Genomic DNA, 15585 nt, shown 5'->3' on the forward strand with positions numbered 1-15585 from the left:
CGGTTCTCGGCGGCTTTGTTGGCGACATGGCTGTCTGCCACGGATCTGCATGCGCAGAACCCTGGGTCCAAAAGCGAGAATTGCGACGATGAAAAGAACGCTGATCAAATGCGGATGGCTGGTCACCAACGACGCTGCCACGGGCAGCCTGCGCGGGGCGGAGGTCCTTATCGAGGGCGACCGCATCCTGGCGGTTGGCAAGTCACTTGATGCTGCGCATGACGCAGTGATCGACGCATCGGACATGATTGTCATGCCCGGGCTGGTGAACGGTCACATCCATGTCTGGCAATGCGGCCTGCGCGGTATCGGGTCGGAATGGATGGGCCCGGATTATCACGCCAATATCCATGCCAACATCGCCACGAAATACGGGCCGAGGGACAATTACCTTGGCAATCTGGTGGGGGCGCTGAACCAGATTGACTGCGGCGTGACCACGGTTGTGGACTTTTGCCACAACCTGAAGTCGCTGGAAATGGCCGAGGCCGCCATCGACGGGCTGGAGGAAACCGGCATTCGGGCGGTCTTCGCCCATGGCACCGCCAAGCCACCCGCAAAGCCGGGTGAGATACCCTTTACCCATGTCCCCCACCCGCGCGACCGGATCGAGGCGCTGCGCAAGGGCCGCATGGCATCAGATGACCAGAGGGTGACACTGGCCATGGCCGTTCTGGGCCCCCATTACGGCACGCAGGAAGTGGCCGAAGCCGATATCAGGCTGGCGCGGGAACTGGGGCTTTACACATCTTCCCATGCAACCAAGCCGAACGACAAATGCATCTCGCCCCGCGGATATCTGGCCTTGGCCAAGGCCGGGCTTCTGGGGCCGGATCACAACATCGTCCACGGCAATTACATCGACGATGAAGAGCTGGATGCGATTGTCGATTGCGGCGCCACCGTCACCGCAACCGTGCTGGTGGAGCTGCATGGCCACGCCCCCGACCCCCTGACCATGCGGTTGCGCGCCCGTGGCGCGATGCCCTCAATCGGGGTTGATGTCGAACCCATTGTCACGGGTGAAATGTTCCGCGAGATGCAGGCCGCGCTTCTGCATGCACGCTGGTCCGCGCATCGTGACGCCGCCGCCGCCGGAGAGCCGCCATTGACAAAAATGCCCGTCCATTCGCGCGAGGCGCTGGAATGGGCGACAATCGGCAACGCCCGCACGATGGGGCTGGATGACCGGATCGGCATGCTGAAACCCGGCATGAAGGCCGATATCACCATGCTCAGGATGAAGGATCTGAACCTTTACCCGGTCCATGACCCGGTCTTTTCGATTGTTGAACAGGCCAGCGCCAGAAACGTCGATACTGTGATCATTGACGGCGAGCTGCGCAAACGCGACGGGAAATTGCTTTTCGACCAGAAGCTTCTGGCCGGGCGGATGGAAGAAATGCAGGCCTCCGCCCTGCGCGCGATGGACGAGGCGGGCTATCAGGTGAAAGTGAGCTGAACAATGACCAGAACTCTTGTGCGCTGCGGCTGGATCATCACGCTGGATGATGCTCTGGGCGACCGGGTGTCAGAAGACATCCTGATCGAAGACGGACGCATCGTGGCGGTCGGGCGCGATCTGGGCCCTGCCGACACCGTCATCGACGGCCAGGACATGATTGCCATCCCCGGCCTGGTCGATGCGCATCTGCATTCATGGGAGACCGGGCTGAAGGCCATCGGTTGCGACTGGCGGAAAGGTGAGTATTTGCGGGATGTGTTCGCCGGCCTGAGCACCTATTTCGGTCCAGAGGACAACTATATCGCCACGCTGGCTGCGGGGCTGAGCCGGATTGATTCCGGCGTGACCACCTTGCTGGACTATTGCCATAACATCCGCTCGCACGAACAGGCCGAGCGGTCGGTCGACGCGCTGGTCGATTCAGGGGTGCGGGCGGTTTTTGCCATGGGCACCGGCGTGTTCCGGCCTGACCAGAACCCGCCCGGCCCGCTGGCCAAACGGATGCTGCCGCGCGAGGGTGTCGCCGCCCTTCGGGAACGGCTTTCAGACGATGAGGCGCTGGTCACGCTGTGCCTTGCCGTGCCCGGGCCCCATTGGGCGGAAGAAGAGACGATCCGCGCCAATCTGGTCCTGACGCGCGATTTCGGGCTGCGCAGCTCGTCCCACGCCACCATGCGCAAGTCGCAGGAACTGATGCCGGATGGCTATCGCAGGCTTGTGGCCGAGGGCGCGCTGGGGGCTGACCACAACATCGTCCATGCAAACTACCTGCCGGATGACGAGCTGAAGATGCTTCTGGATGCCGGTGTCACCGTCACCTCGTCTGTGCAGACCGAGGTGCGGGGATACGGCCTCCCTCCGGCGGTTTCGCGCGTCTGGGACTTCGGGTTCATGCCCTCCCTCGGGGTGGATGTGGAACCCAAGGTGTCAGGCAGCATGTTTGCGGAGATGCAGCTTGCGCTCGCCTATGTCCAGAATGAGCGCGTGCGCGAGGATATCTCGACCAGAAGCGCGGTGCCGCCACGCCCCGTCACGGCGCGCGACGCGCTTCGCTGGGCCACGATCGGTGGCGCGGAAGCTCTGGGCATCGGGCACAGGGTCGGCACGCTGACCCCGGGAAAACAGGCAGACATCGTCTTGTTGCGCGCAACCGATCTTAACCTGTGGCCGGTGCATAACCCGGTCTTTTCTGCGGTCGAATTCGCCCATCCCGGCAATGTCGATACGGTTCTTGTCGGTGGCAAAGTGGTCAAACGCAAAGGGCAGCTCTCTGTCGGTGAAGGCAAGCTGCGGAAGATGCGCGACGACCTTCTCGCCTCGACCGAACGCGTTCTGAGCGCCGCTGACTACCGGATTGACGGAGCGCTCAGGCGCTGAAAACAGACTGTGAGATATAGCCGGCCGGATGGCCGGGCCAGGGAAATGGATGTGAACCATGTTCCCTGGCGTCCACCCTCCAACCGGCGCCGCCCATGGCAGCGCCGGGCGGCCCGCTTGCTCCCCCGCCCAGACTTGCAATGGTCATCCCCGGAAGCTGAACGATGCTTTCGTGCAGCATCTGCTGTCCGTGCATGCCGCTGACAATGCGGGCGCATGCTCTCGGCTGCGCAAGGAAAACAGGAGTGTCCAGAGTGACTTGTGGCGATCTAGTCCACAAACGACTGACGCAGATCGTTTTTTCATTGGACACAACCGCCATGGGACGCGACTTATGAGGCAAGATTTCGCGGAGGCCCCATGCAGAACATTGATCCGATCTGGTCGGCAGTTGAGCATCATCAGGATGATCTGATCGCGCTCAGCGACCGTGTCTGGGGAATGCCGGAACTGTTGTACGCCGAATACCGGTCCTGCGCCGAGCATACTGCATTGCTGCGTGAAAAGGGGTTTCGCATAACCGAGGCGCTCGCAGGCATTCCCACAGCCGTGCTGGGGGAGGCGGGCGAAGGCGGGCCGGTCATCGCCATTCTTGGTGAGTATGATGCCCTGCCGGGGCTGAGCCAGAGGGCCGGAATTGCCAGGCCGCAGCCTGAGGAACAGGGTGGCGCAGGGCATGGGTGCGGGCACAACCTGCTGGGGTCGGCAGCCCTGCTGGCGGCCTGCGCGATAAAGGACTGGCTGGAAAAAACCGGCACGCCGGGCCGCGTCCGGTATTACGGCTGCCCCGCCGAAGAGGGCGGCGCCGCGAAAGCATTCATGGTGCGCGACGGCGCCTTTGACGACGTTGATGCGGCGATCACTTGGCACCCGGCCAGCATGACCAAGGTGGACGAAGCCGAAAGTCTGGCCAACACGCGGATGGATTTTGTCTTCACGGGCCGCGCCAGCCATGCCGCCGTCGCGCCACATCTGGGCCGCTCGGCGCTGGATGCGGCCGAACTGATGTCGTCAGGCGTAAACTATCTGCGCGAACATATACCGGACAGCAGCCGCATCCATTATGCCTATCTGGACGCGGGCGGCACCGCGCCGAACGTTGTGCAGGCACGCACCAAGGTGCGCTATGCCATCCGCTCGACCAGCCTTTCCGGCATGCGCGCGCTGAACGAGCGGGTGAAAAAGGTTGCTTACGGCGCCGCCATGATGACCGAGACAGAGGTTGATATCTCGATCATGTCGGCGGTCTCCAACATGCTGGGGAACACCCCGCTGGAAGAAGCCATGCAACGCGCGATGGATGAACTTGGCGGCGTGCGCTTCGATGAGGCCGACCGGGCCTATGCCCGCGAGATACAGGCGACGCTGAGTGCGGAAGATATCGAGGCCGCCTATCAGGCCGTGGGTATCGAAATACAGCCGGATGAACCCCTGTGCGATTATGTCGTGCCGATGGACAAACGCGGCAAAGCGATGATGGGCTCGACCGATGTGGCAGATGTGTCGTGGAAAGTGCCGACAGTGCAGGCGCGCGTCGCCACCTGCGCCATCGGCACACCGGGCCATTCCTGGCAACTTACAGCGCAGGGCAAGTCGCCCGCCGCCCACAAGGGCATGATCTATGCCGCGAAGGTGATGGGCGTTGTCGGGCGCATGCTGCTAACCGATGCGGCGCTTCTGGCGCGGGCCAAGAAAGATCATTCCGGCCGGGTGGGGCCTGAACCCTATGTCTGTCCGATCCCGGCAGAGGTGCGCCCCCCGCTGCAACCACGCCCCGCAACGGAATAGCCGCAAGGCCCGGACGAGACAGCGCGCGGCAAACAGAAGCACCCAACCGACAGGACCATGATGCGACACACATTCAGACTGCCGGGCACTACGGAAACGCAGATAGTAGCGCCGTTTCTGACAGGACGCTTTGCTGCCCCTCCCCGCCACACCGCCGCCCTTTGCGGCAGGCCGCATGGTGAAGCCGGTTCAGCGCATGCTCCCGGGATGTCTGGAAATAATCGATGACGACACGAAGCGCGACCTCTTCCGGGGCCGAGGGATGGACGCGCATCTTCCCCCCCGCTTTCGCCGTGCTTCGGCGGATGGGTTCGGTGCTGATCACCCTCATCGGGCTGGCGGCGCTGACATTCATGATCGGTCGCATGCTGCCTATCGATCCGGTTATCGCGGTTCTTGGCGACAACGTGACGGCGCAGGCCTATCAGGCGATGTATGTCCAGCTTGGGCTGGATCAGCCACTGCTTGTGCAGTTCGGCAACTATCTGCTTGATGTGGCCCGGCTGGATTTCGGCCGCTCGCTGATCTCGGGCCGCCCGGTGATTGACGAAATTGCGCGCACCTTTCCCGCCACACTGGAGCTGGCGACGGTCGCGATGATCATGGGCACGGGGATCGGTGTGCCGCTGGGTGTTCTGGCAGCGGTCTACCGCAACTCGATCATTGACCACGTCGCGCGTGTCTGCTCGCTCATCGGCTATTCCGCGCCGAACTTCTGGCTGGGCCTGATGGGGCTGGTCCTTTTTTATGCGATGCTGGGCTGGGTGAACGGGCCCGGGCGCATCGGTTTCATCCATGAGATGGATCTGCGGCCGGTCACCGGCTTTCACCTGATTGACGCGCTTCTGGCGGGGAACTGGCCGCTTTTCCGCAACGTCTTTGGCCATATCATTCTGCCCGCCTCGATCCTTGCACTGACATCGATGGCCTACATCAGCCGCATGACCCGCAGCTTCATGATCGAACAGCTTGAGCAGGAATATGTCATCACCGCCCGCGCCAAGGGTCTGGGAACATGGCGGATTGTCTGGCTGCATGTTTTCCGCAATGTCGCCGTGCAGGTGATCACCGTGGTGGCGCTGTCCTATGCCTTTCTGCTTGAAGGCGCGGTGCTTACCGAGACGGTCTTCGCCTGGCCCGGCTTTGGCCGCTTCATGACCAACTCGCTTCTGGCCGGTGACATGAATTCGGTGGTGGGCTGCACACTGCTGATCGGCGTGATCTTCGTGGTGCTCAACCTGATCTGCGATCTGCTCTATCGCGTGCTCGACCCGCGGACCCGGTAGGAGAAAGCCAATGACTGCAACCCCTCACGATAATCCTGCCCGGTCCGGCCTCGGCGCATGGCTGCGCGATCCTGAGCCACGCACGCCCACTCATGCCAAGGTCCAGCAACTGTGGCTGATGTGGCGCAAGCTTCGGCGCAACGGATCGGCCATGCTGGGACTGGGGCTTTTGCTGGTGATCATCGGGGCGTCGTTCCTCGCACCCTGGCTTGCCACGCACGGGATCAACACCCAAAACCTTGGCAACCGGCTTCAGCCCCCCTCTGCAGCGAACTGGCTGGGCACAGACGAGCTGGGGCGCGACATCTATTCGCGCACCCTCTATGGCGCACGGATCACGCTTTACATTGCCTTCCTGACCGCTGCCATTTCAGCGCCGATCGGGCTGATTGTGGGCACGCTTTCAGGCTATTTCGGTGGCATCGTTGATACCGTCCTGATGCGCGTGACCGAAATATTCCTGGCCTTTCCCAGCCTGATTCTGGCGCTGGCCTTCGTGGCGGCCCTCGGGCCGGGGATCGAGAATGCGATCATTGCCATTTCGCTTGCCACTTGGCCCCCCATAGCGCGCCTCGCCCGGGCCGAGACCATGATGATCAGGCGGTCGGACTATATCGCAGCGGTAAAGCTGCAAGGGGCATCGGCGATGCGGGTTATCGTGCTGCATATCGCGCCGATGTGCATTCCCTCCGTCGTGGCCCGGGTAACGCTGAATATGGCGTCCATCATCCTTACGGCGGCGGGGCTGGGCTTTCTGGGCCTCGGTGCGCAGCCCCCTTCACCGGAATGGGGTGCGATGCTCTCTACTGCGCGTCAGTTCATCCTGTCTCACGGGCATGTGGCGGCAGTGCCGGGCATTGCCATTCTGCTGACAAGCATTGCCTTCAACCTTGTAGGCGACGGCCTGCGCGATGTTCTGGATCCCCGCAATGAGTGAACCGATCCTCTCTGTGCGTGACCTGAACATCCGGTTCCACGCCGCCGGCCGGGTGACCCATGCGGTCCGTGGTGTGAGCTTTGATATCAGGAACGAGAAGCTGGCGATCGTCGGCGAGTCCGGCTCGGGAAAGTCCCAGACGGGGCGCGCGCTGATGCGCCTCTCGCCGCCGGTCGCACGGGTGACGGCAGAACGGTTGGACTTTCAGGGCCGCAACCTGCTTGCCGCCTCGGAGCGCGACATGCGCCGCATCCGCGGCAAGGACATCGCGATGATCCTGCAGGATCCGAAATTCTCGCTCAACCCGCTGATCCGGGTGGGGCAACAGATCTCGGAGGCCTATCGCACCCACCACCGCGCCACGCGCCGCGAAGCACGGCAGAAGGCGCTCAGCATGCTGGAAAACGTCCATATCCGCGACCCCGAACGCGTGTACGATCTTCTGCCGCATGAGGTGTCCGGCGGGATGGGGCAGCGGGTGATGATCGCCATGATGCTGATTTCCGAGCCAAAAATGATCATCGCCGATGAACCCACCTCGGCGCTGGATGTCACCGTGCGCCGACAGGTTCTGTCAATTCTTGACGAGTTGGTGGCGCGCTCAGGTGCCAGTCTGGTTTTCATCAGCCATGACCTGAATCTGGTGGCAGATTTCTGCGACCGCGTGCTGGTGATGTATGCCGGGCGCGTGGTCGAAGAAATTGCCGCCAAGGATCTGGGTCAGGCCCGCCACCCCTATACGCAAGGGCTGCTGCAAAGCTTGCCCCGGCTTGATGCCCCGGTTGCGGAGCTTGCGGTGCTCGAACGTCGCCCCGAATGGCTGGAGGGCCCGACCTTTGCCTGACAACATTCTGAAAATCGACAATCTTGCCATCCATTTCGGCAGCGGAAGCAGCCGGATGACGGCGGTGCGGGATGTCTCGTTTCATGTCGTACGCGGCGAGTCATTCGGCCTGATCGGCGAATCTGGCTGTGGCAAATCCACCATCCTGCGCGCCGTTGCCGGGCTGAATCCGGACTATGACGGATCGATCCTGTTTGACGGCGATGCCCTTTCGGCGCGCCGCAGCCGCGATGTTCTGCGCGCGATGCAGATGGTCTTTCAGGACCCTTTCGCCTCGCTTCATCCGCGCAAGATGGTGCAGACGGTTCTGGCGGAATCCGTGCGCCTTATGGGGATGGACCGCCCGCAGGAACGCATTGAAGACGTGTTGCGCGCCGTCGGATTGAGTGTGCAGTTCCGCTACCGTTTTCCTCATGAGCTGTCCGGCGGCCAGCGGCAGCGCGTGGCCATTGCCCGTGCGCTGATTGTCGAGCCCCGGATGCTGCTGCTGGATGAACCGACCTCGGCACTTGATGTCTCGGTTCAGGCCGAAATTCTGAACCTGCTGAACCGCCTTCGCCGCGAACGGGGGCTGAGCTATCTGATGGTAAGCCACGACATCGCCGTGGTTGCCCATATGTGCGACCGCATCGCCATCATGAAAGATGGCGGCATCCTGGAGACGGTGAGCGCCGGGCAACTGCGCCAGGGCGATGTTCACGAACGCTACACCCATGATTTTCTAGCCGCCAGCGCGCCCGCAGTGACGCGCGCGCCCCCGCCTGCCTGAGAGGAAAAATGCCAGCAATTCTGGACGAGATTGTGGCGCGCGCCAGCGACGCCGCCCTGCTTACTGCACCCGCACGTCAGGCCGCACAGGATGCGATTGCCGACACTTTCGCCTGCATGATTGCGGGCCAGACCGATGGGGCGGTCCGCGCCGTCCGCGCGGGGCTCGCCCGTGGCGGTGTCGATGGCGGCCCCTGTACGCTGATAGGCACCGGGACCGGCCCCGCTCCGGTTGCGGCAATGATCAATGGCACCGCCGCCCATGCACTGGATTTCGACGACAACTTTTCCCCGGCGCTGAGCCACGCCTCGGCGGTTCTGGTCCCGGCTCTTCTGGCAGCCGGGGAACTGCGCGGCAGCAACGGCGATGATCTTGTCCGCGCCTATCTTGTCGGGCTTGAGGCGCAGGCGCTGGTTGGCCAGGGGGTTTCACGGCACCACTACACCACCGGCTGGCATGCGACCTCGACCGTAGGGATGATCGGCACCGCCGCAGGGGTTGCCTGGCTTCTGGGGCTGGACCGCGCCGGCATGGTGCAGGCAATGTCGCTTGGGGTCAGCATGGCGGCGGGCGTAAAGGGTCAGTTCGGCACGCCTGCCAAACCCTTTCACGCAGGCATGGCCGCGCGCAATGCCGTCGATGCCGCCCTTCTCGCGGCTGAGGGGCTGACCGGGCGGCGCGATATTCTGGAGGCCCCTCAAGGGTTCGGGGCGCTTTTCAATGGCGGCCATCCGACCCGGTGGGCAATCTCTACTGACCGGCATATCATCGAAACAGAAGGGCTTGCGCCAAAGCTGCACCCCTGCTGCGGTTCCGCCCACTATGCCATCGACATGATCATGGACCTGCGCCGAGAGCACGGCTTCAGCGCCGCCGATGTCGCCTCGGTCCATGTTATTGTGGGGCTGGCGAATTACCGCAACCTTGCCTATCCGGACCCGCAGGATGAAATGGAAGCACGGTTCTCGATGCAGTATTGCGTCGCCCGGGCCCTGACACAGAATGTCCTCAGGCTGGCCGACTTTACGCCCGGTGCGGTGCATGACCCGGCGATACGTTCCCTCCTGCCCCGGATTTCGATGGAGCCGATGGACCAGGACGAAGAGCGCGCATCACCCCGGCCCTGCCACCGGGTCAGCCTGAAGCTTGCCTCAGGTCAGGTTCTGAAGGCGCGCCGCACCTACGCGCGCGGCACGCTGGCAGAGCCCTTCACCCTTTCTGAGCGACGCGCGAAGTTCTTCGATTGCGTCACGCCGCATCTGGGTCAGGAGGGTGCGCAGGATGTCTGGCACGCTCTTCGCGCAATTGAACGGCACCCGGCGCCTGCACGGCTTCTGTCCGCTTTTCAGCCCGCTTCCGGCTGATACGATCCCGCTTTCCCCTCAGGTCCGGCGCAGCCGGACCGGCGGCGCCGGGGTGCTGGCGTTGATTTCCGCACCCGCTGCCCGCCAGATTTTCTCGATGATGGGTCGCGCCGGGTGGCGTCGCCGGAAAAGACGGATATCGACGCGCAGAAACCATTCAGGCCCGCCCGCGGCGACCAGTGCCCCCGAAGCCAGATCTTCCCGCGCCAGCGATTCCGGCACCCAGGCGACCCCCGCGCCGACCTTGGCAAGCGACTGCAACCCCAGGCTCATGCTGTTCGTGGCCGTCACACTCAGCGCCAGCGGGCGCTCGTTGAAAAGCGCCGCAAGCGCCTGCGCGAAGAAGGACGATGTTCCGTAGCTGAGAAAGCGCACCGGCTCTCCGCCTTCCAGCCGGTGAAGGGGTGTGCCGTCGTCGGCGGGGGCCGAGAGCGGAAGCACGTTTTCCCGCCCCAGAGCGATCGACTCAAACGTGTTCGGGTCCAGCCCCATGGAGACCGAGGGATGCACATAGGTCAGCAGCAGATCGGTTTCGCCATTGCGAAAATGGCGCAGTGTCTGGGCATAGGCCGCCGGAGAACCGACCGGCGTGACGGACCATGGCCCGGTAGTTTCCTCGATCCGGCGGCGCCAGTCTGGCAGAAAAGTGACCCGCAAGGTGTGCATCGCACCGATACTCACCGCATTTTTGGGCGGCGTGTCAAAAATCCGCATGCCCGTGCGCATGCCGTGAAACATGGATACGATCTCGCGCGCCTGTGGAACCATGGCAATCCCTTGTGGCGTCAGCTCGACGGGATAGCTTGATCTGTCGATCAGGGTGGCTTCCACCCAGTTTTCCAGTTGCCGTATCCGCTTGGAGAGGGTCGACTGCGTGATGTGCCGCAACTCGGCAGCGCGCGAGAAATTGCGCGTGTCGCTCAGACAGAGAAAATCCTCAAGAAACTTCAGCTCCACGCCCGCACCCCCATATTCCTGCTGCCATGTCAGCGTTGATGGACGATGGCGTCAATAGCCGACTGGCCGAAACGCGGGCAGCACGTCTGTATACCCTGCGTCGGCCCGGTGGTGCACAGAATTTGACTGGTTTTCACAACCCGGCGCAAGGGGACAATCTGCAGTGCCGCCTTCAGCCCGCATTCCGGGCGGCAAGAATCGCAGCCACGACCCGGCCAAAACCGTGTCTGGAGACGTTCTTGCCGGGTGTGTCGGTATCGACCCGGTGGATGATGACAAGGTCATATTGCGGGATGACCATGCAGTAATGCCCGCCCGCCCCGACGGCGCTGTAACTTCCTGCGGGCGTGCGAACACCGGGGAACATGACGCCGTCGCGTTCAAGCCACCACATGTAGCCATAGGCGCCGGACGGACCGGCATGCGAATAAGGCATGACATTCTCGGCAGCCCATCCTTGCGGCAGTATCTGGCTCCCGTTCCAGATGCCGCCCGCAAGAAAAAGCTGGCCAAAGCGTGCCAGATCCCGGCTGGACATGCGGAACGGATAGGCGTCATGCACACTGCTGTCAAAACTTTCCGTCCAGGCATCAGGCACCGGGCCTGTGAGCGAGAAATCCTCCATGCCCAGCGGCCCGGCGATCCTGCTGTCAAACGCCTGAGCCACCGACTGACCGCTCGCCTGCACAAAGATCGTGCCAAGTGCGTTGAAATCCCAGTTGTTGTAGCACCAGAAAGTGCCCGGCGCGTGACTGTGGCGCACCTCTTTGATCAGGCGCATCCACTCGGTCTCATATCCCGCAGGATGGTAGACCCCCGACCGCGCCGTCAGCAGGTCATAGACTGTCGCCGCGCGCTCAATCTCAGACAGGCCCTCGCGATCATCAATGCCAAGCTCGGCAAGTGTCGCACCCGGATCAATCGCACCGCTGCGGACTTCCGCACCCATCAGCGCCGCGAGCATGCTCTTGCGGATGGAATGGCACAGATATTTGCGTGTCACATCGCCATAGGTGAAAACCGTGCGCCCGCCTTCGACAATCATCAGGCAGTCGGTATCCTGTGCCTCGGCAAGCTGACGGAGTTGCTCGAGCTTCTCCGCGTTCCAGCCCTTCTGTCCTGCGACCTGATCCATTCCCTGCCCTTTCCGGTTTGCGCCGCGTCGTGGTGTCCGGGGGGCCAGCGCCCCCCGGCACAGACTTATTTCGAAACGTGGTTGAGATAGACCCGCAGCCCGTTCCAGGTCCAGTTCTGCACTTCACTGCGATGCAGGGCGTTATCGATGCTCTGCATGATGAAGGCCTGAGCACCTTCTTCCATCTGACTGCGCTGCAGCTCTTCGTAAAGCCCGATGCGCGCCTCCGGATCAGCCTCGAAAAGGGCCGCTTCCACAGCCGCGTTCGCGTCTTCGTTGTAATAGGCCGACCGCCAGCTGACATACTGGGTCAGTTGCGCCTCGGGGTCGTTGTCAGGGTTGAAGACAAACCTTGACGCCATGCCGTTCGCATCCGGCACCGGCGAGCGATAGCCAACCAGAAGCGTATCGAAATCGCGGGCACGGTGACGGGCAAACAACTGCGCATTGGCCATCTGTTCGATGTTGAAGGTGACACCGGCCTGGGTGGCATTCTCCTGGATATTCTGCGCCACTGTCGAAGCGATCGCATGCGAACCGATCAGCATGGAGACGGTCAGACCATCCGCATATCCGGCTTCGGCCAGCAATTCCCGGGCACGGTCGATATCGACGCTGAAGGGCTGCCCTTCTTCTTCACTCAGGGCGCCGGCGACCCCGATCGGCACGAAGCTGGCGCGCGGAACACCCACGCCTTCCATAACGCTGTCGCCCAGCCCCTGATAATCGATCAGATAGCGCATCGCCAACCGGACCCGGGCATCTTCAAATGCGGGGTGGCTGTTGTTCATCGACAAATAGTACATCTGAGGCGTCAGCACCTGCGAGACGACAATATCATCCCGTTGCGCCAGTTCAGCGATATCTTCCGGCGACAGATTGCGCGCGACATCGACATCACCCTGCTCCAGCAGCAGGCGTTGCGTGCCCGCTTCGGCGACATGCCGGATAAGGACGCGCGGCAGGTGCGGCGCGTCACCAGTGTAATTCTCGTTGGCCTGCAGCATGACAACTTCACCAGCGTTCCAGCGCGCCAGGCTGTACGGGCCCACGCATTCTGTCCGCGTGGCAAGCCAGGCGTTACCCAGATCGTCGCCTTCCGCATTCGCTTCCAGAACCTCCCGGTTCAGCATCACGGCAACGCGGTTCGCGGCAATACTGGCCATGACAAGGCTTACCGGATACGGGCGATCAAGCTTCATCACCACAGTGCGATCGTCTTCCGCAAAGATCATCTCTTCGACATTTTCGGCGGTGAAGCCGAACTCCGTCAGGGCCGCAGCATTGCCATAGCCAAGCTGCAGCACCCGGTGAAGGCTCCAGACCAGATCCTGCGCGGAGCCGGAGCTTCCATCAGGAAAGACAATCCCTTCCTTCAGCGTGAAGGTCACTGTCAGACCGTCGTCCGACACCTCCCAGCTTTCCGCCAGCCCCGGGATGAACTGGCTGGAATCTTCCGGGTCAAAATCGACAATCGAGTCGCAGGTGTTGCGGATGATTTCATCGGTCACAACTTCTGCAATCTGCGCGGGATCGAAGGACGAGATCGCATCGATGTTCCACGCCATGACCAGCGCATCAGAGGGGGTATTGGCTACGGCCGGCGTGATGCCGAGCACCAGCGCGGCTGCAATGCCGGAACCAAGGCTTGAGCGTCTTTTCATTTTGTATTCTCCTGTTGGGTTATTGTCAGAGGGTTTGTTTGAGGAAGCGGGCAACGCGGGAATAAGCAGCAATGCGGTTTTCAAGGCGCGCAAAGCCGTGTCCCTCGCCGGTAAGGCGCAAAAACTCCACCGGGTGGCCAAGCCCGCGCAGGATGGCAAAGACCTGTTCGCTCTGCTCCATCGGCACGCGGGGGTCTTCGGTGGCGTGAACCAGCAGCAGCGGTGCCGCGATCCGCGCAAGATGATTGACGGGTGAGATATCCGTCAGAAACGCGGCCATTGTTTCCGGCGCGCCATATTCGGCGGCCCGCAAAGCGCGACGCCATGGGCCGGTGGTGCGCATCAGCGTTATGAAATCAGCAACGCCGTAGAAATCGACACCCGTCTTCCACAGATCGGGGCGCAGGGCGAGGGCCGCAAGGATCATGTAGCCGCCATAGGACTGGCCCATCGCCCCTATACGCGTCTTATCAACCTCGGGCCATGCACCCACAGCCTCGGCCATCGCGCAAAGGTCGCGCACGGCATCCTCCCGGCGCTCCCGGTCGTCCATCTGATGATAGGTGCGCCCATAGCCGGTGCTGCCACGCACATTCGGCGCGATAACCATGATCCCGCAAACCAGATAATGCTGCAGATCGGCGCGCCAGCCCGGCCGCCACTGTGCCTCGGGCCCGCCATGGACAATGAACAGAACCGGCAAGTTCGGTAACGGGTCTTGCGGCCGGTAGACAAAGGCGGGCACCTTCGTGCCGTCGAAGCTGGTGAACGTCACCACCTCGGGCGCAACCAGCGCATCACTGGTTGAATCCGTGACGCCCTCACCCGCCAGAAGGCTGAAATGCTGTGCTTCAGGATCGTAGCGCATCACAACTGCCGGGCGCTGCGCGGTTTCGAAACTCAGCACCAGCGCTGACCCATCCGGCAGAAACCGCAGCGAGGTGATCACCCCGGCAGCAGGCAGCGCAATCTCGCGCTCCGGACCGTCAATCCGGTCACGAAGAAACAAGCGGCTGTAGCCCCGATCATTCGAGGTGAAGGCAAGGGCCCCGGTGCTGGCGGCCAGCGCGAAGCGCTCGATATCCTGCTCTGGCACATGCGCAACGCGCGCCAGTCCGCCGCCTTCCGGGTCCAGACAATGCACCGCGTGAAACCCCTCTGCGCGATCACACAGAACAAGAATTTCTGTTCCGCCCGGCGTGAAACGCGCTGAAAGGATGGCGCTCGCACCGCCCCCGTCACCCGGCCCCATCAGCATCCGGCGCTTGCCCGAGCCGATGTCCACCAGCCACAAATCCTGATCCATCGTGCCGCGGTCAGACCCGCGCACCAGCAGCCCCTGCCCGTCCGGCGTGAAACAGAGCACATCGCACCAGCCGGTGCCCCTCACCACGCACCGGGCCACACGGGTTTCCGGCGCCATCACCATCACATCCATGGCGGATTTGTCGCGCGCGTTGCAGCTGTAGGCGATGTGCTGACCGTCAGGTGACCAGCAACCCCATGCATGAAGGGTCGTCAGATCCTGCGTCAGTGGTTGCGGCGCCCCCGCAGCGCCGGCGATCAGCCAAAGCTGGTGCCGCTCATCGCCGCCGCAATCCATCGTGAACAGAAGATCACGCGATACCGGGCTGAAGGCAATGGCACCGATCCGGTCAGGCATGTCCGTCAGTTGCCGCAAGGTGCCGTGGGCAAGGTCGCGCAGCCGGACCTGATGTGTGCCGCTGGCGTTCGAGAGGCAGGCAAGCAATGCCCCGTCGTGCGAGACCGCCTCATCCCGTGTTTCCACCATGGCAATCAAGCTGGACATCGACAGCGGGAGTGTTTTTTCGGCGACGTCAGTCATTCTGGCTCCGTCGGTCGGGGAATCGCGACTTGCGATACCGTCCCGCGAAGGCTGATGAAATGCCAACGAAAATGCGGAACCAGCCATTCTGAACGAGAATAGTTTCTGCCTTGCGGCAGAGCGGGCGGGGGCAAGGCAGCGCCCTGCCCCGCC

Annotated in this window: 12 protein-coding genes; 8 read left to right on the forward strand and 4 right to left on the reverse strand. The window is 62.6% G+C overall.

The window, feature by feature from the left end:
- The first annotated feature begins 88 nt into the window (after positions 1-88).
- The 8 genes from V7Q53_RS01825 to V7Q53_RS01860 all read left to right on the forward strand — a co-directional run bounded on the left by V7Q53_RS01825 (position 89) and on the right by V7Q53_RS01860 (position 9830).
- Positions 89-1462, forward strand: a complete 1374-nt coding sequence (locus V7Q53_RS01825) for an amidohydrolase family protein (protein ID WP_333826659.1) — start codon at positions 89-91, stop codon at positions 1460-1462.
- 3 nt (positions 1463-1465) lie between these two features.
- Positions 1466-2842, forward strand: coding sequence for an amidohydrolase family protein (locus tag V7Q53_RS01830; RefSeq protein ID WP_333826660.1), 1377 nt, complete (start codon positions 1466-1468; stop codon positions 2840-2842).
- A gap of 360 nt (positions 2843-3202) precedes the next feature.
- A complete protein-coding gene (locus V7Q53_RS01835) occupies positions 3203-4630 on the forward strand; it encodes a M20 family metallopeptidase (protein ID WP_333826661.1) in 1428 nt (475 codons plus the stop codon).
- Between the two features lie 224 nt (positions 4631-4854).
- Positions 4855-5916 carry an ABC transporter permease gene (locus tag V7Q53_RS01840; RefSeq protein WP_333826662.1) on the forward strand — a complete coding sequence of 354 codons (1062 nt, stop codon included), beginning with the start codon at positions 4855-4857 and terminating at the stop codon, positions 5914-5916.
- A gap of 10 nt (positions 5917-5926) precedes the next feature.
- On the forward strand, positions 5927-6853 hold the full coding sequence (locus V7Q53_RS01845; protein WP_442954404.1) for an ABC transporter permease: 927 nt from the start codon (positions 5927-5929) through the stop codon (positions 6851-6853).
- The gene (locus V7Q53_RS01850; protein WP_333826663.1) at positions 6846-7697 is read left to right on the forward strand and encodes an ABC transporter ATP-binding protein; all 852 of its coding nucleotides are present in this window, start codon (positions 6846-6848) and stop codon (positions 7695-7697) included. Before V7Q53_RS01845 ends, V7Q53_RS01850 begins: the two co-directional genes overlap by 8 nt.
- Positions 7690-8466, forward strand: coding sequence for an ABC transporter ATP-binding protein (locus tag V7Q53_RS01855; RefSeq protein ID WP_333826664.1), 777 nt, complete (start codon positions 7690-7692; stop codon positions 8464-8466). The genes V7Q53_RS01850 and V7Q53_RS01855 overlap by 8 nt, the downstream gene beginning before the upstream one ends.
- Positions 8467-8474: 8 nt before the next feature.
- The gene (locus V7Q53_RS01860) at positions 8475-9830 is read left to right on the forward strand and encodes an MmgE/PrpD family protein (protein ID WP_333826665.1); all 1356 of its coding nucleotides are present in this window, start codon (positions 8475-8477) and stop codon (positions 9828-9830) included.
- Positions 9831-9848: 18 nt separating this feature from the next.
- Here the strand turns inward: V7Q53_RS01860 and V7Q53_RS01865 are convergent, their stop codons facing one another.
- The 4 genes from V7Q53_RS01865 to V7Q53_RS01880 form a co-directional block, all read right to left on the reverse strand.
- Positions 9849-10787 (reverse strand): LysR family transcriptional regulator, encoded by a 939-nt coding sequence (locus tag V7Q53_RS01865; protein WP_333826666.1) that lies wholly within the window; start codon positions 10785-10787, stop codon positions 9849-9851.
- 172 nt (positions 10788-10959) lie between these two features.
- Positions 10960-11922, reverse strand: a complete 963-nt coding sequence (locus V7Q53_RS01870; protein WP_333826667.1) for a serine hydrolase domain-containing protein — start codon at positions 11920-11922, stop codon at positions 10960-10962.
- 65 nt (positions 11923-11987) lie between these two features.
- Complete coding sequence (locus tag V7Q53_RS01875) at positions 11988-13586, reverse strand: ABC transporter substrate-binding protein (RefSeq protein WP_333826668.1); 1599 nt, start codon at positions 13584-13586, stop codon at positions 11988-11990.
- A 25-nt stretch (positions 13587-13611) separates the two neighbouring features.
- On the reverse strand, positions 13612-15432 hold the full coding sequence (locus V7Q53_RS01880; RefSeq protein WP_333826669.1) for a S9 family peptidase: 1821 nt from the start codon (positions 15430-15432) through the stop codon (positions 13612-13614).
- Positions 15433-15585 lie beyond the last annotated feature (153 nt).

The organism is Pararhodobacter sp., assembly GCF_036802785.1.
Lineage (GTDB): Bacteria > Pseudomonadota > Alphaproteobacteria > Rhodobacterales > Rhodobacteraceae > Pararhodobacter.